At 72.7% G+C, this 20986-nt stretch carries 18 protein-coding genes; 7 read left to right on the top strand and 11 right to left on the bottom strand.

Translation table 11 applies throughout. The features are described from left to right. Positions 1-55 precede the first annotated feature (55 nt). Positions 56-2518: a helicase C-terminal domain-containing protein gene (locus ACIOEW_RS13510; RefSeq protein ID WP_401963774.1), complete on the bottom strand. Its 2463-nt coding sequence runs from the start codon at positions 2516-2518 to the stop codon at positions 56-58. Positions 2519-2592: 74 nt separating this feature from the next. On the opposite strand from ACIOEW_RS13510, the gene ACIOEW_RS13505 reads away from it, so the two are divergent. Next, positions 2593-3675, top strand: coding sequence for a hypothetical protein (locus ACIOEW_RS13505; protein ID WP_401963772.1), 1083 nt, complete (start codon positions 2593-2595; stop codon positions 3673-3675). A gap of 518 nt (positions 3676-4193) precedes the next feature. Here ACIOEW_RS13505 and ACIOEW_RS13500 read toward each other — a convergent pair. Genes ACIOEW_RS13500 through ACIOEW_RS13485 form a run of 4 tightly spaced genes read right to left on the bottom strand, consistent with a single transcriptional unit; the run spans position 4194 to position 8042 of the window. Then, entirely contained in the window at positions 4194-5171 is a 978-nt protein-coding gene (locus tag ACIOEW_RS13500; protein ID WP_401963770.1) for an ABC transporter substrate-binding protein, read from the bottom strand. A gap of 29 nt (positions 5172-5200) precedes the next feature. Beyond that, positions 5201-5968: an ABC transporter ATP-binding protein gene (locus ACIOEW_RS13495; protein ID WP_401963768.1), complete on the bottom strand. Its 768-nt coding sequence runs from the start codon at positions 5966-5968 to the stop codon at positions 5201-5203. Next, positions 5965-7035: an iron ABC transporter permease gene (locus ACIOEW_RS13490; RefSeq protein WP_362543755.1), complete on the bottom strand. Its 1071-nt coding sequence runs from the start codon at positions 7033-7035 to the stop codon at positions 5965-5967. The genes ACIOEW_RS13495 and ACIOEW_RS13490 overlap by 4 nt, the downstream gene beginning before the upstream one ends. Then, complete coding sequence (locus ACIOEW_RS13485; protein ID WP_362543758.1) at positions 7032-8042, bottom strand: iron ABC transporter permease; 1011 nt, start codon at positions 8040-8042, stop codon at positions 7032-7034. The genes ACIOEW_RS13490 and ACIOEW_RS13485 overlap by 4 nt, the downstream gene beginning before the upstream one ends. 111 nt (positions 8043-8153) lie before the next feature. Here ACIOEW_RS13485 and ACIOEW_RS13480 point away from each other — a divergent pair, with 111 nt between their 5' ends. Beyond that, positions 8154-8777: an HAD family hydrolase gene (locus ACIOEW_RS13480; protein WP_362543761.1), complete on the top strand. Its 624-nt coding sequence runs from the start codon at positions 8154-8156 to the stop codon at positions 8775-8777. A gap of 28 nt (positions 8778-8805) precedes the next feature. Here the strand turns inward: ACIOEW_RS13480 and ACIOEW_RS13475 are convergent, their stop codons facing one another. Then, positions 8806-9231 (bottom strand): MerR family transcriptional regulator, encoded by a 426-nt coding sequence (locus tag ACIOEW_RS13475; protein ID WP_362543764.1) that lies wholly within the window; start codon positions 9229-9231, stop codon positions 8806-8808. A gap of 48 nt (positions 9232-9279) precedes the next feature. Between ACIOEW_RS13475 and ACIOEW_RS13470 the strand changes: the two genes are divergently transcribed. Beyond that, positions 9280-10146, top strand: coding sequence for an MBL fold metallo-hydrolase (locus ACIOEW_RS13470; protein ID WP_401963765.1), 867 nt, complete (start codon positions 9280-9282; stop codon positions 10144-10146). Positions 10147-10183: 37 nt separating this feature from the next. Here the strand turns inward: ACIOEW_RS13470 and ACIOEW_RS13465 are convergent, their stop codons facing one another. Beyond that, entirely contained in the window at positions 10184-10408 is a 225-nt protein-coding gene (locus ACIOEW_RS13465) for a hypothetical protein (RefSeq protein WP_362543770.1), read from the bottom strand. Positions 10409-10619: 211 nt separating this feature from the next. Here ACIOEW_RS13465 and ACIOEW_RS13460 point away from each other — a divergent pair, with 211 nt between their 5' ends. Continuing rightward, positions 10620-11003: a cold-shock protein gene (locus tag ACIOEW_RS13460; RefSeq protein WP_136328972.1), complete on the top strand. Its 384-nt coding sequence runs from the start codon at positions 10620-10622 to the stop codon at positions 11001-11003. Between the two features lie 40 nt (positions 11004-11043). Here the strand turns inward: ACIOEW_RS13460 and ACIOEW_RS13455 are convergent, their stop codons facing one another. The 4 genes from ACIOEW_RS13455 to ACIOEW_RS13440 are packed head-to-tail and all read right to left on the bottom strand — an operon-like array spanning position 11044 to position 14586. Next, complete coding sequence (locus ACIOEW_RS13455; protein WP_362543773.1) at positions 11044-11919, bottom strand: 1,4-dihydroxy-6-naphthoate synthase; 876 nt, start codon at positions 11917-11919, stop codon at positions 11044-11046. Beyond that, on the bottom strand, positions 11900-12604 hold the full coding sequence (locus ACIOEW_RS13450; RefSeq protein WP_362543776.1) for a futalosine hydrolase: 705 nt from the start codon (positions 12602-12604) through the stop codon (positions 11900-11902). Before ACIOEW_RS13450 ends, ACIOEW_RS13455 begins: the two co-directional genes overlap by 20 nt. A 29-nt stretch (positions 12605-12633) precedes the next feature. Further along, a complete protein-coding gene (locus tag ACIOEW_RS13445; RefSeq protein WP_401963762.1) occupies positions 12634-13113 on the bottom strand; it encodes a DUF2771 domain-containing protein in 480 nt (159 codons plus the stop codon). A gap of 27 nt (positions 13114-13140) precedes the next feature. Continuing rightward, positions 13141-14586 carry an MFS transporter gene (locus ACIOEW_RS13440; RefSeq protein ID WP_401963760.1) on the bottom strand — a complete coding sequence of 482 codons (1446 nt, stop codon included), beginning with the start codon at positions 14584-14586 and terminating at the stop codon, positions 13141-13143. A gap of 419 nt (positions 14587-15005) precedes the next feature. Between ACIOEW_RS13440 and ACIOEW_RS13435 the strand changes: the two genes are divergently transcribed. From ACIOEW_RS13435 to ACIOEW_RS13425, 3 genes are all read left to right on the top strand, one after another. Further along, positions 15006-15941: a DUF3027 domain-containing protein gene (locus ACIOEW_RS13435; protein WP_362543784.1), complete on the top strand. Its 936-nt coding sequence runs from the start codon at positions 15006-15008 to the stop codon at positions 15939-15941. Between the two features lie 556 nt (positions 15942-16497). Next, the gene (locus ACIOEW_RS13430) at positions 16498-19710 is read left to right on the top strand and encodes a sacsin N-terminal ATP-binding-like domain-containing protein (RefSeq protein WP_401963758.1); all 3213 of its coding nucleotides are present in this window, start codon (positions 16498-16500) and stop codon (positions 19708-19710) included. A gap of 175 nt (positions 19711-19885) precedes the next feature. After that, positions 19886-20830, top strand: a complete 945-nt coding sequence (locus ACIOEW_RS13425; protein ID WP_401963757.1) for a hypothetical protein — start codon at positions 19886-19888, stop codon at positions 20828-20830. Positions 20831-20986 lie beyond the last annotated feature (156 nt).

Below are 20986 nucleotides of genomic sequence, written 5' to 3'. Positions count from 1 at the left end.
CGCTCCGGACTCCGGGGCGGCGTACACGGCCCGGGGCGGGTGTGCGAGGGCTCTGTCACGACGTCTGGTCGTCCGCCAGCTCCGCCACGCCCGTGATCCGGTGCAAGGGGTACGTACGAACCTCGTCCGCCGTGTGGTCGTACGCCGTCACGTAGCCGCCCTCGACGCGGACCGGGGCGATCACCCGCTGGCTGGCCGCGCCCTCCGCGTTGACGTAGCCGATCCAGATCGCGGAGCCCGTCATCGCCGCGGCCTGGACGGTGACCAGGGTCTCGGCGGAGGTCGTCCGGGGCAGGGCCCCCGCCGGGGACGAGGAGGAGGCGGGGCCGGTGTCCTTGTGGACGACCGTCGCGGCCGTGTCCCCGGCCCGGATCGCCCGGACCGCCGCGCCCAGCAGCGTGGGGTCGGGCACGGGCGGGCCCTCCGGTACGGGGGCGGGGGCCGTGCGGGGCGGCGTGCGGCGGGAACCGGCGCGGGTGATCAGGACGTCGCCGTCGGCGGACTCCGCGGCGGGCGCGTAACCCATCTCGCGCAGGCCGTCGAGGAGGGACGCCGGGTCGATCTGGGCGGCCAGGGCCGTCGGGGCGAGCCGGCGCAGCCGCAGGGTGGCGGAGCGCTTGTCGGCGAGGATCTCGTTGAGGACGGCCTCGTCGTCGCAGCGGACGTACGAGGAGGCGGCGCCGATCCGCAGGTGGCCGTGGCGGCGGGCCACGTCGTCGATGAGGTAGCTGAGCGGCTGTGGCACCGGGGTGCGGCTGTGCGCGGCGAGGAAGGCGTGCAGGTCGGCGGCGGACTGCCCGGCGTCCAGGGCGCGGCGTACGGAGCCGGGCGTGAAGCGGTAGACCGTCGCACCGCCCTTCGACTCGATGTCGGCGAGGACGCCGAGCATGTCCGCGAGGGGGCGTTCCAGGGGGCCGGGGGCGACGGCCGTCAGGTCGGCCTGGAGCAGGACGTGGTCGAGGGGTTCCGGGATGAGCTGGGCGAGCCGGGCGGCGGCCCCGGCGGGCCCGCCGGAGAGCAGGGTGCGGGTCTGCGAGGCGAGGGCGCCGCGGCCGGTGATGCCGAGGAGCTCCGACTCGTTCAGCGTCCACAGGGCGATCCGGGACCGCAGGTCGGTGGTGTCCCCGGCCGAGGCTGAGGCGCCGCGAAGCGGGCGTTCCCAGCGGAGCCGGGCGAGTACGGACTCGGGGTCCGGGGCGGTGCCGGGCGGCAGCGCGGCGAGCAGGGCCAGGACCCGGTGGCGGACCTCGGGCGCGGCGGAGCGGTCCAGGTCGGGGCCGAGTGTGGACAGGGCGCGGCCCTTGGCGTCCTGGCCGCCGACCAGTCCTGAGGTGCGGGTGGCGGCGAGCCAGGCGGAGGCGAGCTCCACCCAGCGGTCCTGGGCGGACAGTTCCGTCCAGTCGTCGTATGCGGGAGTCGGCGCGTACCGTTCGTCCGCTTCGCCGTCGGAGGCCAGCAGCCCGGCCGCGTAGGCGAGTTCGATCCAGAACGCGGCGAGGGGTTCCGAGACGTCCAGGGCGGTGGCGGTCTTCTTCAGTTCGCGGACGCTGAGGCCGCCGGCCCGCAGTATGGCGGGCCCGCCGCCGTTCCAGCTCTTCAGCAGCTCCTCGACCGTGGACACGGCCAGGAACGCCTGGCCCGCCGCCGCGCTGTCCACAGCCTGTGGATCGCGTTCGGCGACGGCGACGACGGCGGGCGGCTGCGGCTCGGGCACGCGGTGGGCGCGCCCTGCCCGCAGATGCAGTGCGGCCTCGCGCGGCAGCACGACGGTGCGGGTCGACACGGGCAGCAGGAGCCCGCGGTCGCGCAGCCACTTCACGGGCGGGGTGGGGTTCGGGGTCACCTCGCCGTACGGCGGGCCCCAGACCAGCCGGTCCAGCACCGACAGGGCCTCGACCGGGGCGGTGTCGAGGAGCGAGCCCATCCGGGTGCGGTCGGTGAACAGCGCGGACAGGGCGCTCACCGCGGAGACCGGGTCATGAGTGGCGGGCAGTCCCGCCGCCGTCAGGATCTCCTGCAGCCGGCCCGGCGACATGCCCGCGGTGGCCTCGGCGACGGTCGGCCCGAGACCGGTGGGGGAGGGGTGCTGCGGGGACGGCGACAGCAGTTCGCGGGCGGTGCGCACCAGGCGCAGCCGGTCGTTCTCCCCCCAGACGAGGGCCTGTTCGCGCAGGGTGGCGAGCGCGCCGGGCAGTGCGGCCACGATCGCGGCGCCCGCGTCGTCCCGGTGCTCCCCGTCGTCCCGGCCGTCGCCCGTGAGCAGGCGGAGCAGGGTGTCGTACGGTGCCGGGTCGGGTGCGACGGCCAGCGCCTCGGCGGTCTGCAGGGCGAAACGGTCGAGGTGCTCCAGGGCGCGGACGACGGAGGCACGGGTGCCGGCGCGCGTCGCGAGCTGGGTGATGTCGCCGGGCACGGGGGTGAGGAGATCGGGCCGGGCACGCAGCAGCCCGGCCAGTGACTCGTCGTCCCGGGCGCGCAGAGCCTCGGCGAGCGTCCGCGGTGGTGTGGTCATCCCCATCCGTCCCACGGTAGTCGCTCCGGACAGGCCCGAGGGCGCTACCGTCGGTGCAGGGCGTAGAGGGGAACCATCGCGTGGGGATCGAGAGCGACCAGCTGGTCTATGACTACCTGAGCCGGGTCGGCGACCTGGCTCAGCAACAACAGCTGTCCTCGGGCGACCGGATGAGGCTCGTTTCGGCGCTGCGGGGCGAGATCGACCGGCAGCGTGTGGCGCAGGCGGCGGACACGCCCGGGGCGGTGCGCCGCATCATCGGGAAGCTCGGAACCCCCGACGAACTGGTCGCGGCGGCGGCCTCGTCGACCGGGGGGACGCCGCCGTTGCCGCAGGAACCGGACCGGGGCGATGCGCAAGGGGCGGGGATTCCGCGTCCCCGCCGGGCGAGGCTCCGGAAAGACAGTTCGCGCAAGGGCGCGTCGGAGGTGCGGGAAGAGCCTTCGCGGGCACCCGGGCCGGCGCCGTCCCCGCCGCACCGGGCGGGTTCGGACGAACTCGGCGCGTCCGGGGACGACACGGACTGGTGGAGCGTCGCCCCGGGCCGGTTCGGTGACGTGGGCGAGTTCGGTGCGGGAACCGATGTGCCGGGCTTCCGGGGCGGGGTGGAGATCCCGGCCGTGCTGCGGCCGCCGGTGCCGGATGACGATGACGATGACGATGACGAGGACGGGGACGACGGCTCGTTCGCGGAGTCCACGGACGACGACGGGTACGAGGACGAGGGGGAGGCCGAGGAGCCGCGTCGGCGAAGGCGGCTGCCGCGGCTGCGCCGGGGCCGCGACCGCGAGGACGCCGCTTCCCGCGGCTTCGCGCACCCGCTGCTCCTGCTGGCCGCGCTGCTGCTGGTGGCCGGTGCGGTGCTGGACACCCCGCAGGCGCTGCTTGCCCTGGCGGGCGGCTGGGGGCTCGCGTACGGCACGCGCACGCTGTCGCGGGCGCAGGCGAAGTGGGCGGTGATGGGGCTGCCCGGGGTCGTCGCGACGGGCGCCCTCGTCTGGCTGTGGGGCCGGATGGACGGCCGGTGGGGCGCGCCCATCGGGGAGGGACGGATGGGGCCCGCGATCGGCGAGACGTGGCCGTGGGTGGTACGGGGTGCGGCCGTGGCCTCCGCGCTCTACCTGGTGTGGCGGGCACGGGGCCCTCGGCCGGGCGGGCGGTGAGGTTGTGCGTTGCCCCGGTCCGGGGCGGGGGGTTCCGTCCTCAATCGCCGGACGGGCTTGGGTGCGGGTTCCCCCGTGGGGTGCGCCTTGTCCGGTGGGTGGAGGTGTGGCCCCTCCGGGGCGTCTCCTCAGAAATGGCGTGTGCACCCGGCAACGCGGTGAACCCGGGTCGTACGCCATTTCCTGCGGGGACCCCCCTGCACGGCCCCACCCTGCCTCACCCGCGCCTGCACACCGGCCCTGCGACTGTCGCAGACGCAGGACGGCCGGGTCCGGGGCCGTGCAGGGGAGTCCCCGCAGGACGACGAACAGATACCCGGCCCGCTACGCGTACCCGCCGAACGTTCGTCGTCTGAGGAGACACCCCGGAGGGGCCCCGGACCCCCACCCACCGGCACACCGCGCACCCCACGGGGACACCCGCACAAACAAGCCCGTCCGGCGCTTGAGGACGGAACCCCGCACCAAGGACCGGGGCAAGGTAAGAACACGCTGCCGCCCGCCCAAGGGCCCCGCTGTCAGCCGGCCATCTTCGTCTGGAACTCGTCGAGGATCTGGCCCGCCGCCGTGTAGCCGATGCCGGCGATCCACAGGCGGTCGTCGACCTTGAAGACCTTGCCGTTCTCGGAGGCGGTCAGCCCCTTCCACAGGCCGCTCTTCATCGTCTTCGTCGTCCCCGCCTTGTCCGGGTCGCCATACGTGGACGTGAAGACGACGTCCGCGTCCGCGAGGTCGATCTTCTCGGGGGAGACGTCGTAGGAGAAGCCGTCCTTGGCCTTGTCGGTGATGGCGGGGCGGCCCATGCCGAGGTCGGCGAGGATCGAGCCGATGTAGTTCTGCTTGCCGTAGATGCGGATGTCGGCGCCCTCGACGAAGCGGACGAAGTTGATGTCCGTGGCGGCTGCCTTCTCCTTGCCGCCGATCGCCTCGGTCACCTCGGCGACATGGGCGTCGTACGCGGCGACGATCTTCTTCGCCTCGTCCTGCTTGCCGAGCGCGTCGGCGTGGACCTGGAAGTTCTCCTTCCAGGCGGTGCCGGTGGACTCCGTCATCACGGTGGGGGCGATGGCGCTGAGCTGCTCGTAACGGTCGCCGTCACGCACCTTGCTGGTGAGGATCAGGTCCGGCTTCAGGGAGGCGACGGTCTCCATGCTGGGGTTGGCGATCTCGCCAACCTCTGTGAGCTTCTTCGTCTTCTCCGCCGGCAGGTACGCGGGGAAGCCGTCCTCCGTCGCCGAGTGCGTCGCGCCGACGGGCTGCACGCCCAGGGTGAGGGCGGAGTCCAGCTCTCCGGTGTCGAGGACCACGACGCGCTCGGGCGCCACGGGGACCTTCACGTCGCCCATGGCCGTCCGGACGGTGTGGGTCGCGGCGGCGTCCGTCCTGGCGCTGTCGTCGGAGTCCGAGTCGGACGAACCGCAGGCGGAGAGCGCGAGCGCGCCGGCCAGGGCGAGGGCGCCGAGGGCGATTCCGCGACGGCGGAGGGCGGTGGACATGAGGTGCCTTTCGTGGGTGGTGTGCGGGTTCAGGAGGACGGTGCGGGCTGCCAGGGCGCGCCGGGCACGACGAGCGGCGAGCCCGTCACCGGGTCCGGGACGATCACGGCTTCGAGGCCGAAGACCTCGCGTACGAGCTCGGCGGTGACGACGTCCTGCGGGTGGCCCTCGGCGACGATCCTGCCCGCCTTCATGGCGACCAGGTGGTCGGCGTAGCGGGCGGCCTGGTTGAGGACCTCCACCTGGTGGGCGATGTCGAGGTACGTGGTCGGCTCGTCGAGCAGCAGCAGATCGGTGTCCTGGGCCAGCGCCATCGCGATCCACACGCGCTGGCGCTGACCGCCGGAGAGCTCGTCCACGGACCGGGAGCCGAGCGCGGTGATGTCGGTACGTTCCATGGCTTCGGTCACCGCCCGCTCGTCCTCCTGGGACCACTGCTGCCACCAGTGCTGGTGGGGCTGGCGGCCGCGGGCGACGAGGTCGGAGACGGTGATCGCCTCGGGGGCCACGGGGGTCTGCGGGAGCAGCCCGATCGACTGGGCGATCTTCTTCGTGGGGATCTTCGACAGCTCGGTGCCGTCCAGGAACACCGCTCCGCCGCGCGGCTTGAGGAGCCGGCCGAGCGCGCGGAGCGTCGTCGACTTGCCGCAGGCGTTCGGTCCGACGATGACGGTCACCTTCCCGTCGGGGACGGAGAGGTCCAGCTCGTGGACGACGGTGCGGTCCTCGTACGCGAGGGTCAGCTCGCGCACCGTCAGCCGGCTGGTCGCGGTGTCCTGGTGCCGGGTCGTGGTCATGCGTTGCCTCCCGTGCGGCCACCGTGACCGCGGATGATCAGCCAGATCAGATACGGGGCGCCGACCGCCGCCGTCAGGACGCCCACCGGCAGTTCGGTGGGGGAGAAGAGCCTGCGGGCCAGCAGGTCCGCGAAGACGACGATCACCGCGCCGAGCAGCGCCGAGCAGAGCAGCGGGATCTGCGCGGTGCGGGTCATGCGGCGGGCGATCTGCGGGGCGAGCAGCGCGACGAAGTCGACGGGACCGGCGGTGCCCGTGGCCACGGACGCCAGGATCACGCCGAGAGCGACGAGCCCCAGCCGTACCCGCCCCAGCCGGACGCCGAGTGCGGTCGCCGTGTCGTCGTCCATGGACACGGACCGCTGGGCGCGGGCGGCCCACAGGATCGCGGGCAGCAGGATCAGCAGGGTCCAGCCGATGGGCGCGGCCTCGTCGTAGCCGCGGCCGTTGAGTGACCCGGTCATCCAGATCTGGGCCTGCTGGGCGACGAGGTAGTCGCCCTTGGTCAGGAACAGCGTGGTGACCGAGCGCAGCGCGATCGCGAAGCCGATGCCTATGAGGACGAAGCGGGTGGCGTGGAGCCCGCCGCGCCAGGCGAAGGCGTAGACGAGGGCTGCGGCCGCGACCCCGCCGATCACCGACAGGTAGGGCAGGACGGTGTACGAGGTGATGCCGAACGTCATCGCGCCGACCGTGAGCGCGCTCGCGCCCTGGCTGATGCCGATGATGTCGGGGCTGGCGAGGGGGTTGCGGGCCACGGTCTGGATCAGCGCGCCGGCGATCCCGAACGCGAGGCCGACGAGGAGCCCGACGACCATGCGCGGCAGCCGCAGCGTGCCGACGACGAGTTCGTCGGCGGACGGCCGGCCCAGGATCACCTTCAGGACCTCGCCCGGTGCGACGAAGCTTTCGCCGACGCAGAGGTATGCGACACAGACGACGGCCAGCAGCACGACGAGGACGGTGGCGACGACCGAGGCCCGCCGGTGCAGCAGGAACCGTCCGCGTGCCCCGATCCGTACGAGGCTGTATCCGGCGGGCCGCACCGCGGCCGTCGGGGCGCTCATGCGGGCACCGCCTTCCGGCGCACCAGCGTGACCAGGAACGGCACCCCGATCAGGGCCGTCATGACCCCGGCGGGCACCTCGCTCGGCGGGAAGACGATCCGGCCTATGACATCGGAGACGAGCAGCATCACGGGTCCGATCAGGGCGGCCATCGGGAGGACCCAGCGGTGGTCGCTGCCGACGATCGCCCGGGCGATGTGGGGGACGGCGAGGCCGATGAACGCGATCGGACCGGCCGCGGCGACCCCGGCGCCGGTGAGCACGGTCGCACCGATGCCGCCGACGATCCGTACGGTCGCGATCTTCTGCCCGAGGCCCTTCGCCATGTCCTCGCCGAGCGCGAGCGCGTCGAGGCCGCGGGCCACACAGAGCACGAGCACCGTCCCGAGCAGCAGGAACGGCCAGATCTGCTGGGCCACCTCGGCCTCGCGGCCGGCGATCGAGCCGACCTGCCAGAACCGGAACTCGTCCAGCGCGGACGCCTTCGTGGTCAGCACGGCCATGGTCACGGACACCAGCAGCGCGTTGATCGCGGCGCCGCCGAGCGCGAGCTTCACCGGGGTGGCGCCCCCGCGCCCGCTGGACGCGATGGCGTACACGGCGACGGAGGCGATGGCCGCCCCGGCGAAGGCGAACCAGACGTACCCGGTGAGTGTGTGGATCCCCGCGTACGCGATGGCCAGCACCACACCGACCGAGGCGCCCTGGCTGATGCCGAGGATGCCGGGGTCGGCGATGGGGTTACGGGTGATGCCCTGGAGCACCGTGCCGGCGAGGGCGAGCGAGGCGCCCACCATCAGGCCGATCAGGGTGCGGGGCACCCGCATGTTCCGGATGACCTCGGCGGCGTCGGAGTGCCCGCCGTGGAGCAGGGCGTCGATCACCTCGGACGGGGGTATGGAACGCGCCCCGACGGCGAGGCTGAGCACTATGGAGATCAGCAGCGCCACAACGGCCGCCGCCGTCGCGAGAGCGCGTCTGGAACGGCGTGGTGCGGCGGCTGGCATCGAACCCCATAGACAGGCGTGACAAGCGAGACAAAGTAAGTGAAGTAAGGCTTGGCTAAGTCTATGGGGCGCCTGTGTGGGGCTGTCCGGCGGTGTACCGGGGTCGGCACAATGGACGGCATGGCTTCCCACGCACTGACGGTCGGCTTCGACCTGGACATGACGCTCATCGACTCCCGGCCCGGCATCGCGGCCGCCTTCGTGGCCCTCTCCGCCGAGACGGGGGCGGTCATCGACACCGATCTGGTGGTGAGCCGGCTGGGCCCGCCGCTGGAGCAGGAGATCGCTCACTGGTTCCCGGCGGCCGATGTGGCCGCGATGGTCGACCGCTACCGCGAGATCTATCCCACATACGCCATCGGCCCCTCGCTCGCGATGCCCGGAGCGCGGGAGTCGGTCGACGCGATACGCGCGCTGGGTGGCCGGACGATGGTCGTCACCGCCAAGTACGAACCGAACGCGAAGCTGCACCTGACCCACCTGGGCATCCAGCCCGACGTGATCGTGGGCGGCCTGTGGGCCGAGGCGAAGGCGGAGGCGCTGCGGGAGCACGGGGCGGGCGTGTACGTGGGCGATCACACGGGCGACGTACGCGGCGCACGGGCCGCGGACGCCGTCTCCGTGGGTGTGACGACGGGCCCGTGCGACGCCGCGGAGCTGCGCGCGGCGGGTGCGGACGTGGTGCTGACGTCACTGACGGAGCTCCCGGCGTGGCTGGAGACGTACATGGCGTAGCGGCGTGAGCCCCACCGGGGCCGCGCGGTCAGCGGGCCGATTCGTCGAGGCCGGACGCAGGTGAGGCGACATTGCCGATGGCCTGTTTGAAGTCGGGGCAGTCGACGATCGGCTCGTGGTCGCAGACGGCCGCGTGGCGAAGGCTGTCACGGAGGCGCGTGAGCCGGCCTAGCTGCTCATCGAGGTCGTGGGCCCGGGCGGCCATGCGCGTACGCAGGTCTGGATCCGACGGCTGTGCCACGAGGAACCGTCCGATTTCGGCGACCGAGAGCCCGGCGCTGCGCGCGCACGTGATCAGGGCCAGGCGTGTCAGCACGTCCGGGTGGTACGTACGCCGCAGGCCGTTGCGGCCCGCGGGAGCGATGAGCCCCTTCTTCTCGTAGAACCTCAGCGCCGAGGGTGCCAGACCTGACGACCGTGCGACCTCGGCGATGTCCAGCAATGGTTCAGTCATCAAAGCCCCCTTGACTTGAATCGCGGTTCAAGTTGCAGCCTAGTCGTCATGAAGATTCATCACCTGAACTGCGGATCCGTACGGACGATCGAGGCCACCTACGCCGGCCCGCAGCCCGCTCCCGCGGTGAACCACTGCCTGCTGGTCGAGACCCCTGCCGACGGCCTGGTCCTGGTCGAGACCGGGATCGGGCTCGGTGACGTCCGGGATCCGGCAGGCACGCTCGGCACGGACTGGGTGGAGATGGCCGATCCCGCGCTCGACGAGGAGGAGACGGCCGTACGGCAGATCGCCCGGCTGGGATACGCACCGTCGGATGTGCGCCACATCCTCGTCACGCACCTGGACGTGGACCACAGCGGCGGCCTGCCCGACTTCCCCGATGCCCACGTCCACGTACTCGCATCCGAACTCGGCGCGGCACGCTCCGAGGCGCCCAGCTTCCGCTACCGACAGGCTCACTGGTCGCACGAGCCCCACTGGATCACCTACGGTCCCGAGTCCGATGAGCAGTGGTTCGGGTTCACCGCATTGCAGCCGGAGGGGCTGGGGCCGGAGATCAAGCTCGTCCCGCTCGGCGGCCACACCGCCGGTCACACAGGGATCGCCGTACAGAACGGCGACCGGTGGCTTCTCCATTGCGGCGACGCCTACTACTACCACCGCGAAGTCGGCCCTCTGAAGGAACCCCACCCCCTGCTCGACGTCGTCCAGACGACCTCACAGGTCCACAGGGACCTGCGCCTGGGAACCCAGGCCCGGCTCCGCGAACTGCTCCGCGACCACGGTGACGAGGTCGAGCTCTTCTCCGCGCACGACCCATGGGAACTGGCCCGCTACACGAGCGGCACAGGGGAGCAGGCGGCGGGCCGAGAGGGGAACGGGCGGACTGCGGGGCCCGTGCGGATGCCGTGAGCGCCCACTTCGCGCTCGACTCCCCGGCTGTGCGCCCCTACCGCTGAGCCGACCCCGCCCGCACGGACCGGATCACGCCCGCCGCGGCGATCAGGAATCCGACGCCCATGAGCATGCACAGGGACCATGCGATGGACGGAAGCGGGTGGGTGCCGAGGAAGAGCGGGGCCATGGTGGCCAGGGTCGACAGGGCGCCGAGGAAGAAGACGATCGCGCCGATACGGACCAGTCGGTCGCCTGCGCCGGAAGTTGGAGTACTCACCTCGCGATGGTAGTTCCCGGAGGCGGCGGACCACCCCCGGGCCGCCGGTGGGTGAAGCAGGCGCCGTTTCCGGACAGAGTCCGGATGACCAGGCTTGACGAGGGGTACTTCACCTGTGGAGGCTTCTGCCAGCAGGGGAAGCACGACCACAGGACGGCCTGACCTGCTGAGGGCTTTGTTCCGGCATACGGGTTGAGATGGGGTGCGTGCTTTGCCGACTGGCAAGGTCAAGTGGTTCAACAGTGAGAAGGGCTTCGGCTTCCTCTCCCGCGACGACGGCAGCGACGTCTTCGTGCACTCGTCCGTGCTTCCCGACGGAGTCGACGCACTCAAGCCCGGCCAGCGCGTCGAGTTCGGCGTGGTCGCCGGACAACGCGGTGACCAGGCACTTTCCGTGGCGATCCTCGACCCCACCCCGTCCGTCGCGGCAGCCCAGCGCCGTAAGCCGGACGAGCTGGCGTCGATCGTGCAGGATCTGACGACCGTGCTGGAGAACATCACACCGATGCTGGAGCGCGGCCGCTACCCCGACAAGGCCTCGGGCGCCAAGATCGCCGGTCTGCTGCGCGCGGTCGCGGACCAGCTCGACGTGTAGGACGGGTCCACGGAGCCGTCAGACGGAGGACACGGAGCCGTCAGACGAAAGACAGGGCGTCCGGGCCGAGTGGCGGAACCAGTCCCTCGGCCGCGGCGCGTGTCAGCAGTCCGCGGATCGCCGCGTAGCCGTTCTCGCCGAGGTCGGCGGTGAACTCGTTCACGTACAGACCGATGTGCTGGTCGGCGACGGACGGGTCCATCTCCTGTGCGTGCTCCAGGACGTACGGGCGCGAGGTCTCCGGGTCGTCCCACGCCATCCGGACCGATGTGCGCACCGACTCTGCGAGGAGCTTCAGCGTGTCCGCGCCCAGTGACCGCTTGGCGATGATCGCGCCGAGCGGGATCGGCAGCCCGGTCGTGTCCTCCCAGTGGCGTCCCATGTCGGCCAGGTTGTGCAGGCCGTAGTTCTGGTACGTGAAGCGCGCCTCGTGGATGACGAGACCGGCGTCGACCTTGCCGTCGCGCACCGCCGGCATGATCTCGTCGAACGGCATGACGACGATCTCGCCGACCCCGCCCGGGACGACCTCCGCCGCCCAGAGGCGGAACAGCAGGTAGGCGGTGGAGCGCTCGCTCGGCACGGCGACGGTCTTGCCCGTCAGGTCCGTGCCCGGCTCCTTCGTGAGGACGAGCGGCCCGCAGCCACGGCCCAGCGCGCCGCCGCACGGCAGCAGCGCGTACTCGTCGAGGACCCAGGGCAGCACGGCGTACGACACCTTGAGCACGTCCAGTTCGCCGCGCTCGGCCATGCCGTTCGTGATGTCGATGTCCGCGAACGTGACATCGAGGGCGGGTGCGTCGGGGACCCGCCCGTGGGCCCAGGCATCGAAGACGAACGTGTCGTTCGGGCACGGCGAGAAGGCGATCCGCAGCGGGTCGCGGGTCGCCGCCAGGTCAGGAGTCGTGTCGGTCATGGTGCGTCCAGCCTTCCAGTACGGGGGTGAGCTTCCCGAACGCCGCGGTGAGCGCGGCCAGCGCGTCGCCGATGCGCCAGGCGTCGCGGTCGCGCGGGCCGACGGCGTTCGACACGGCCCTGATCTCCAGGACGGGCACGCCGGTCAGGGCGGCCGCCTCCGCCACCCCGAAGCCCTCCATGGCCTCGGCCACGGCACCGGGGTGCGCGGCGAGGAGGGCGGCCGCGCGGTTCGCGCTGCCGGTCACGGTGGAGACGGTGAGGATGTCACCGGTCACCGCACGGGTCGCGGCGACCACCGCCCTCACCAGCGAGCGGGGCGGGAAGTGCCAGACCCGGCCGAAGCCGAGTCCGGTGACGGGCACGAAGCCCGCGGGGGTCTCCGCGCCCAGGTCCGCCGCGCCGATGCGGCCGGCCACGACGAGGGAGCCGACCGGGGCCACCGGGGCGAAGCCGCCGCCGATGCCCGCCGAGATCACCAGGTCGTAGCGGTCCGAGGCCAGGGCGAACGCGGCCGAGGCCGCGGCGGCGGCCGGTCCCACGCCGCCCGCGAGGACGTCGTAGGGGCCCGCGCGGTGGATCTCCGCGCCGGGCACCGTATGGACGGAGACCTCGCCGTCGGCCCCGGACGCACGCGTGACCGCGTCCCGTTCCACCGGAACAGCGGTCACGACAAGCACACGCACGGGGGGAGTCCTCCGAGGCCGGGAGGGGGTCAGTCGGTCTTCTCGAGCTTGAAGTGCCAGATGCCCGTCAGCTTCTTGCCGTCGGTCTCCACGATGCTGATCTCCGTGGAGTTCGTGGTCTCGCCGGTCTGGCTGGAGAAGAAGGCGCTGCCCGGGATGGACCGGTAGGTCTTCTTGTACGGCTCCTGCTCGGCCTGCTGGCCGTTGATGAAGAGGGTCCAGCCGTTGTCCGCGACGTCGGGGTCGACGCCGAAGCGGACCTTGTCGTCCATCGCGACCTTGACGGTCTTCTCCGCCTTCTTGTTGAGGCAGCCCTGGATTTCGGATTCCTTGAGGGCCTTGCCGTCGTTGTAGCAGGACGCCTCGGAACTCACCGAGTTGTCGCCGACCGTCACGGTGGCGAGCGGCGTCGGCTTGTCGCAGGCGGAGAGGACAAGGAGTCCCGCGGACACGGCACCAAGAGCGACGCCGATTCGACGGCCCTTACCGGAGAAGAACGCAACGGTCATGGGCCGAAGGCTATCGGTCGCTCCGGCTCACGCCACGCGGGGGTGCGGCGAGCCGCGCCGCGCGGCGCCCAGCAGACCCCGTACGGACGTGGCGGCACCGAGCGCGAGGATGCACGCGGCGACCGACATGCCCAGTACTCCGTTGAGGGGGAGGGCGATCCCGATCGCCCCGCCGGCCACCCAGGCCATCTGGAGCAGCGTCTCCGAGCGGGCGAACGCGGACGTCCGCACTTCCTCCGGTACGTCGCGCTGGATCATCGCGTCCAGCGACAGCTTCGACAGGGCCTGTGTGAAGCCCGCCATGGCCGCGAGCGCGGCGACCATGACCGTGCTGAAGAAGACGGCGGCCAGCACGGCGACGCCCAGGGCCAGGCCCAGGACCGAGGCGATGATGATCTCGGGGCCGCGGGCCCTGAGCCAGGATCCGACGGCGGTGCCCAGCGCATTGCCCACCCCGGCCGCCACACCGACGATGCCGAGCGAGATCGCGGCGCTCTGCCCGGCCAGCGGGTGCTCGCGCAGCAGGAACGCCAGGAAGAAGATCAGGAAGCCGGAGAGCGCCCGGTGCGAGGCGTTGGCCTGGAGCCCGTGCAGGACGGACGGGCCGACGGAGCGCAGTCCGGGCCGCCTCTCGCCGTTCTTCTCCTTCTTCTCCTTGGACCTGGCCGGTCTGCTCCCGGTCCTGGGCGCGTCGGACTTCCGCGGCGGCTCCGGCCGGACCGTGCCCTCGCCGTGCGGCGGCACCAGGTGCGCCTTCCGCTCGCCCTTCGACGAGTCCACCTTGTGCGGCAGAGTGAAGGCGAGGACGGCGCCGCCGACGAAGATCGCGCACGCGCCGTACAGCGGCCACGGCGGCCCGATGGTCTGCAGCCCCGCCCCGATGGGCGCGGCGACGCCGGTCGCCAGGAGACCGGCGAGGGTGACCCGTGAATTCGCCTTCACCAGCGAGAAGCGGGGTGGCAGCAGACGCGGCACGACGGCGCTGCGCACCACTCCGTACGCCTTCGAGCAGACCAGTACGCCCAGGGCGGCCGGATAGAGCTCCAGGCCGCCCGTGGCGACCGCGCCCGACATGGTGAGCGCCAGCAGCGCCCGCGCCAGCATGGAGCCCGCCATGGCGGCACGGCGGCCGTGCGGCAGGCGGTCCAGGAGCGGGCCGATGACCGGGGCCAGGAGGATGAACGGTGCCATGGTGACGGCGAGGTAGAGCGCGACCCGGCCGCGGGCCTGGTCCGTCGGTACGGAGAAGAACACGGTCGACGCGAGCGCGACGGTGATCATCACGTCGCCCGCACCGTTCACCGCGTGCAGCTCGATCAGCTTTCCCAGACCGGACTCGCCGGCCCCATGGGCGTGCGTCGCCTTCCGGATGCCCCTGGCGGTTCCGGTGAAGGGGGTGTGGAGGGCATGACCGATCGACCGGCCCGTTCTGCGGAGCGGACCGGATTCGTCGTGCGACCTGGCAGAAGCCACTTGGCCATACTGCCCCAGTACCCGGCATCACGAACCGAGATCGGGGTGGGGCGCGTGGCATACCGCCCCGTCGGGTCAGTGATCGGGCAGGTCGCAGGGGGTGTGGCGGGTCGGATCGGGGTGGCCGGAGTGCGCTCTTCACACGGGACACGGCGTCGGATACGGCGTCGTTTGGGACGGGCAGGTGGGCGGGGAGCGGCGGAGAGGGTAGCGTGCGTAGCGCGCCACCGGCGGTTGTTCTTGGCCGCGCGCCTCTCGGCGATCCCGCAGAATGGATCGAAGAAGGTGCGCCCGAGGCAGGCACAACGGGTGTGGACGTCGACGCGGCCCCCAGGTCCGCTCCGCCCGCAACCGTATGGCCGAAATCGATGGATGTGCTGGCGCGCTCGTGAGACTGGCGTAGGAGAGAAGCGAGACCTGTGAGTGCTGCGACGACGCGAAGCCGTACGGCCCGTACCCCCGTTCCCGACCGTCTGTGCGCCGAGGCGGTAGACCTCGCCCGCGCGGCGGCCGAGGAGGCGGCCGCGCCAGGGGTGGTGGGTGAGCATGTGGCCGTGGTCCCCGAGGGGGACCGGGTCGTCACGCACTACTTCGAGTGCAAGGACCCGGCCTACCGGGGCTGGCGCTGGGCGGTGACGGTCGCCAGGGCCTCCCGCGCGAAGAACGTCACGCTGGACGAGACCGTCCTGCTGCCGGGCACCGACGCGCTGCTCGCGCCGGAGTGGGTGCCGTGGAGCGAGCGGCTGCGGCCGGGCGACATGGGGCCGGGCGATCTGCTGCCCACCGAGGCGGACGACCTGCGCCTGGAGCCGGGCTACACCGGCGAGGACGAGCTGCCGCCGAACTCCGCGGTCGCCGCGGTCTCGGGCGAGCTGGCCGATCTCGTCGAGTCCGAGGACGCGGAGCTGACGACGCGCCCCGAGCCGCCGCGCCGGGGTTCGATCGCGGCGGTCGCGGACGAGCTGGGCATGCGGCGTGCGCGGGTGCTGTCCCGGTACGGGCTCCATGTGGCGGCCGACCGCTGGGACGAGGAATTCGGTGCGAAGACGCCCATGGCGCAGGCGGCCCCGGCCACCTGTGTGTCGTGCGCCTTCCTGGTGCCGCTCACGGGCTCGCTGAAGCAGGCCTTCGGGGTGTGCGCGAACGAGTTCGGTCCGGCGGACGGGCACGTGGTGTCCCTGTCGTACGGGTGCGGTGGGCATTCGGAGGCCGCGGTGATGCCGAAGCCGCCGAAGCCGGCGCCGCATGCGCTGGACACGATGCAGGTGGACGAGTACCCGCTGCGGCCGGCGCGTGATTCCGGCTCTGTGCCGGTGGAGACGGACGGCCCGTCGGAGGACCTCGGCCACTCGTAGGCGGCGGCCCGGGCGGGCTTTCCCCGGGGTGCGGGTTGCTCCGGCGGGCTGGTTCCGTCCTCAATCGCCGGACGGGCTTGGCTGGTGCGGGTGCCCCGCAGGGGCGCCTTTGGCTCGGTGGGTGGGGGTCCGTGGCCCCTCCGGGGCGTCTCCTCGGACGACGAACGTTCGGCGGGTACGCAGCGGTGCCCGGGTGTCTGTTCGTCGTCCTGCGGGGACTCCCCTGCACGGCCCCGGACCCGGCCGCGTGCGTGTGCGGCAGTCGTAGGGCCGGTGTGCAGACGCGGGTGATGCAGGGTGGGGCCGTGCAGGGCAGTCCCCGCAAGAAATGGCGTACGACCGGGGTCCCTCACGTGACCGGGTGCACCCGCCATTTTTGAGGAGTCTGCCCGGAGGGGCGCCACCCCCACCCACCGGTACAGGACGCACCCGCGGGGGACCCGCACCAAAGCCCGTCCGGCGATCGAGGGCGGAACCCCGTACCCAGGGGGGCGCACACTGGGCAGCGCGGGGTACGCGCAACCGGAGCACGGACAACGGCAGAGGGAGTCACAGCGTGAGCATCATTGCGACCGAGGGGGCCGACCCATTCGGAACCGCGCGGCTGCGACGCGGCGTGCTCGACGCCTGGGGTGCGGGTCCCGCCCGCTTCCGTGAGGACGCCAACGCCGAGGAGGACCTCGCGCTCGGCGGCTACCGCGACCGCCTCGTCGTCGAACTGGCCCAGAACGCCGCCGACGCCGCAGCCCGCGCCGGGGTGCCCGGCCGGCTCCGGCTGACCCTGCACCCGGCGACCGCGGTCGCCCCCGCCGTCCTCGCCGCCGCGAACACCGGCGCACCCCTGGACGCCACCGGCGTGGAGTCGCTGTCCACCCTGCGGGCCTCCGCCAAGCGCGAGGGCCACGCGGGGGCCGTCGGACGGTTCGGCGTCGGGTTCGCCGCCGTGCTCGCGGTGAGCGACGAGCCGGCCGTCGTCGGCCGGCACGGCGGCGTGCGCTGGTCCCTCGCCGAGGCCCGCGACCTCGCCCGCCAGGCGGCCGTCGGCAGCCCCGGCCTCGGCGACGAACTCCGCCGCCGCGACGGACACGTACCGCTGCTGCGCCTCCCGCTGCCCGCCGAGGGCTCCGCCCCCGACGGCTACGACACCGTGGTCGTCCTGCCGCTGCGCGACGGCGTCGCCGAGGACCTCGTCGGCCGGCTGCTCGACGCCGTGGACGACGCACTGCTCCTCACCCTGGCCGGCCTCGACGAGATCGTCGTCGAAACCCCGGACACCGTAAGGACGTTGCACCGCTCGCAGCACGGCCCGTACACGCACATCGAGGACTCCGCGCACGGCACGAACCGCTGGCGCACCGTCACCCGCCACGGCCCCGTCGAGCCCGCGCTGCTCGCCGACCGGCCGCTGGAGGAACGGCTGCGCCCGCACTGGTCGGTGACCTGGGCCGTCCCCGTGGACGCGGAGGGCGCCCCGCTCAGCCCCCGTACCGCCCCCGTCGTGCACGCGCCGACGCCCACCGACGAACCGCTCGGCATTCCCGCGCTGCTCATCGCCTCGCTGCCGCTGGACACCACCCGCCGGCACCCCGCGCCCGGCCCGCTCACCGACTTCCTGGTGCAGCGCGCGGCCGACGCGTACGCGGAACTGCTCGCCGACTGGCAGCCGGTGTCCGTCGCCACCATCGGCCTCGTGCCCGACCGGTTCGGCAAGGGCGAACTGGACGGTGCGCTGCGGGGCGCCGTGCTGGAACGGCTGCCGCGCGTCGCGTTCCTGGAACCGGCCGCCCCCCGCGACCCCGCCGCCGAACCCGACCGGTGGGACGACTGGGACGCGGGGACGGAGAGCGCCCGCAGGGCCACCACCGCGCTGCGGCCCATCGAGGCCGAGGTGCTGGAGGGCGTCGGCGCCGAGACGGTCGCCGTACTGGCCGAGGTGCTGCCGTGCCTGCTTCCCGCGGGACTTGAGCGCCGCAGCGAACTGCGGACGCTCGGTGTGGCCCGCGTCCCGCTGACCGAGGCGATGGACCGGCTCGCGGGTCTGGAGCGGGACCCCGGCTGGTGGCGGCGGCTGTACGACAGCCTGGCCGGAGTCGAACCGGACCGGCTGTCCGGGCTTCCGGTGCCGCTCGCCGGAGCGGTGTCCCAGGGTGCGGACCCCGGGGTGCCGGCCCTCCCGCGTACGACGATCGGCCCACGGCAGGTCCTGCTCCCGCTGCCCGACGCGCTGACCGGCCCGGTCCTGGACCGGCTCGGCCGGCTCGGGCTGAAGGTTGCCCACCCGGACGCCGCGCACCCGCTCCTGGAGAAACTGGGCGCCCTGCCCGCCACCCCGCGCGCCGTGCTGACGACCCCGCAGGTGCGGGCCGCCGTCGCCGGTTCGCTGGACGCGGGCGAGATCTGGGACGAGGACGCGCTGGACGGCGACGAGCTCGTGGAGACCGTCCTCACCCTGGTCCGGGACGCCGGCCTGGAACCCGGCGACGAGCCCTGGCTCGGGGCGCTCGCCCTGCCCGACGAGGACGGCGAGCTCGCACCGGCCGGGGAACTGGTGCTGCCCGGCAGTCCGTTCGCCGCCGTCATGCGCGAGGGCGAACTGGCCTTCTGCGAAGCGGACCTGGCCGACCGCTGGGGCGAGCAGCCGCTCACCGCCTGCGGGGTGCTCGCCACGTTCGCGCTCGTCAGGGCCACCGACGTGGTCCTGGACCCGGACGAACTGGAGCCCCGCGACAGCGACTTCGCCGAGCCCGACGACGCCGGGCTGCTCGACGCCGTCGACGTGTGGTGCGAGGACATCCTCGACCAGCTCCCGGACACTCCCGTGCCGCCGGTCGCCACCGAGATCGTCGCCGTCCGCGACCTCGACCTCGTCGACGACGACGCCTGGCCCCAGGCGCTCGCCCTCCTCGCCCGGCCGCCGCTGCGTGACGCGCTGACCCAGCCGGTACGCGTGCTGCTCCCGGACGGCACGACGCAGTCCGTACGCCCGTACACGGCGTGGTGGCTGCGCGACCACCCGGTGCTGGACGGGCGCCGCCCGGCCGGTCTGCGCGCCCACGGCGGTGATCCGCGGCTGGCGGGCCTGTACGACTCCGCCGACGCGACCGGCTTCGACGACGCCCAGGTGCTGCGCGCCCTCGGCGTGCGGACCTCGGTCGCCGCCCTGCTGGACGAGCCCGGCGGTGCGGCCGAACTCCTCGGCCGGCTCGCGGACGAGGACCGCCCGGTCGGTCCCGTACAGCTGCACTCCCTGTACACGGCGCTCGCCGACCTCGACCCGGATCAGGTCACGCTGCCGGACGAGCTGCGGGCCGTCGTCGACGGCGAGGTGCGGGTCGTCGACGCGGCGGACGCGGTGATCGCGGACGCCCCGGACCTGCTGCCGCTGACCGGGGGCGTGGCACTCCTGCCCGTCGCCCCGGCGAGCGCGGCGGAGCTGGCCGAGCTGTTCCAGGTGCGGCGGCTCGGTGAGAGCGTCGAGGCGGAGGTGACGTCCGAGGGCGAGGAGCACCAGGTCCCGGACCCGGTCCGCATCCTGCTCGGCCCCGGCACCCCGGACACGTACGTCGAGCACGGTGAACTGCGGGCGGGCGGCGTCGAGCTGGACTGGCGCCGCACCCCGGACGGTGTGGTGCACGCCTCGACCGTGGAGGGTGTCGCCGCGGGCCTCGCCTGGGCGGCGGGCCAGTGGCCACGCCGCTTCGAGGTCGCGGCCCTGCTGGAGGACCCGTCGCGTACGGAGGAACTGGCCCGGGACCGCTGGTTCGACTGACGGCCGCGGGAGGCGGGCGGATCGCGGGGCATTTTCACGAGAGTTTCCCGAGGCCCGCACAACCCTTCACGGTGGATGGCGGTCTTGTCTGCGGAGCCAGCAGGTTCCACAGACACATGTGGGCCCGGGCGCGGGTAACCGTCCTGGGCCTCCATCTCCACCTTGGGGAACGAACATGCGCATTCGTGCCACCGTTGCCGCCATCAGCGGCGCCCTGGCCCTTTCCGCCCTCGCCCTTCCGTCGGCCGCTCAGGCCGACGGCGCGCACGGTTCGACCGACACCGTCGCCGGTGTCGCGCGGGCGGCTCAGTCCGCCTCCGCCACGCAGGCCGGCGCGAAGACCGGCGCCCGCTCCACCGCGGCCGCGGCCGCGTCGGAACCGGGCGAGCTCGACCTCACCTTCTCCAAGTTCACCGTCAACGGCGGCAAGCCGATCGTGGTGGGCACCACGCTGACGAAGACGGTTCCGACCACCTTCACCGTGACGCACGCCGCCGATGTGGACATCTTCGCCTCGACGGTCGCGCTCGATGTCACGCTCTACCGCGGCTCGTTCGACAGCCCGACGAACGAGGTCTTCGGCGACAAGAGCCCCGTGTGCAAGGCCGTGTCCGCCACGGTCGCCACCTGCAAGGGGCAGATCGACGTCTGGCCCAGGATCGACCTGCTCGGCAACGCCGACGCCACGAAGTGGAAGGCGAGCGGTTTCGCCGTCGACTTCAACGGTGAGGACCCGGCCGATCCCGATGTCACCAAGATCGGCTTCGCCCTGCAGGACAACCTGGGAGCCTCCAGCCTCCAGCGCGCCTCGCAGGTGACGGTCAACGCCGCTCCCGAGCCGGTGAAGAAGGGCAAGACCATCACCGTCACCGGCAAGCTGTCCCGGGCCAACTGGGACGACTTCGCGTACCACGGCTACACCGTCCAGCCGGTCAAGCTGCAGTTCCTCAAGAAGGGCAGCAAGACCTACACCACGTTGAAGACCCTCAAGACGAACAGCCTCGGCACCCTGAAGACCACGGTCACGGCCTCGGTCGACGGCTACTGGCGCTTCAGCTTCGCCGGTACGGCCTCCACCCCGGCCACCAACTCCACGGGCGACTTCGTCGACGTGAAGTAGGTCCCGCGACAGGGCCGTCGCTCCCCGCTGCGCCGGGAAGCGGCGGCCCGCGATCGAGACCGCCGCGATGCTGCCCGACGGGATCGAGTACCTCATCACGCGGCGCACGAAGTGCGGACGGTGTGGCTGAGACGACAGAGTCCGCTGTGGTCTTGG

This window comes from Streptomyces sp. NPDC087901 (genome assembly GCF_044742205.1).
GTDB lineage: Bacteria > Actinomycetota > Actinomycetes > Streptomycetales > Streptomycetaceae > Streptomyces.
This window is presented reverse-complemented; position numbering and strand designations above follow the sequence as displayed.

Coding starts and splice junctions, on each gene's coding strand:
- ACIOEW_RS13480 (WP_362543761.1), top strand. CDS start 8,154: ATGGACGGCATGGCTTCCCACGCACTGACGGTCGGCTTCGACCTGGAC.
- ACIOEW_RS13455 (WP_362543773.1), bottom strand. CDS start 11,919: ATGACCGACACGACTCCTGACCTGGCGGCGACCCGCGACCCGCTGCGG.
- ACIOEW_RS13485 (WP_362543758.1), bottom strand. CDS start 8,042: ATGCCAGCCGCCGCACCACGCCGTTCCAGACGCGCTCTCGCGACGGCG.
- ACIOEW_RS13470 (WP_401963765.1), top strand. CDS start 9,280: ATGAAGATTCATCACCTGAACTGCGGATCCGTACGGACGATCGAGGCC.
- ACIOEW_RS13445 (WP_401963762.1), bottom strand. CDS start 13,113: ATGACCGTTGCGTTCTTCTCCGGTAAGGGCCGTCGAATCGGCGTCGCT.
- ACIOEW_RS13425 (WP_401963757.1), top strand. CDS start 19,886: ATGCGCATTCGTGCCACCGTTGCCGCCATCAGCGGCGCCCTGGCCCTT.
- ACIOEW_RS13490 (WP_362543755.1), bottom strand. CDS start 7,035: ATGAGCGCCCCGACGGCCGCGGTGCGGCCCGCCGGATACAGCCTCGTA.
- ACIOEW_RS13495 (WP_401963768.1), bottom strand. CDS start 5,968: ATGACCACGACCCGGCACCAGGACACCGCGACCAGCCGGCTGACGGTG.
- ACIOEW_RS13500 (WP_401963770.1), bottom strand. CDS start 5,171: ATGTCCACCGCCCTCCGCCGTCGCGGAATCGCCCTCGGCGCCCTCGCC.
- ACIOEW_RS13510 (WP_401963774.1), bottom strand. CDS start 2,518: ATGGGGATGACCACACCACCGCGGACGCTCGCCGAGGCTCTGCGCGCC.
- ACIOEW_RS13475 (WP_362543764.1), bottom strand. CDS start 9,231: ATGACTGAACCATTGCTGGACATCGCCGAGGTCGCACGGTCGTCAGGT.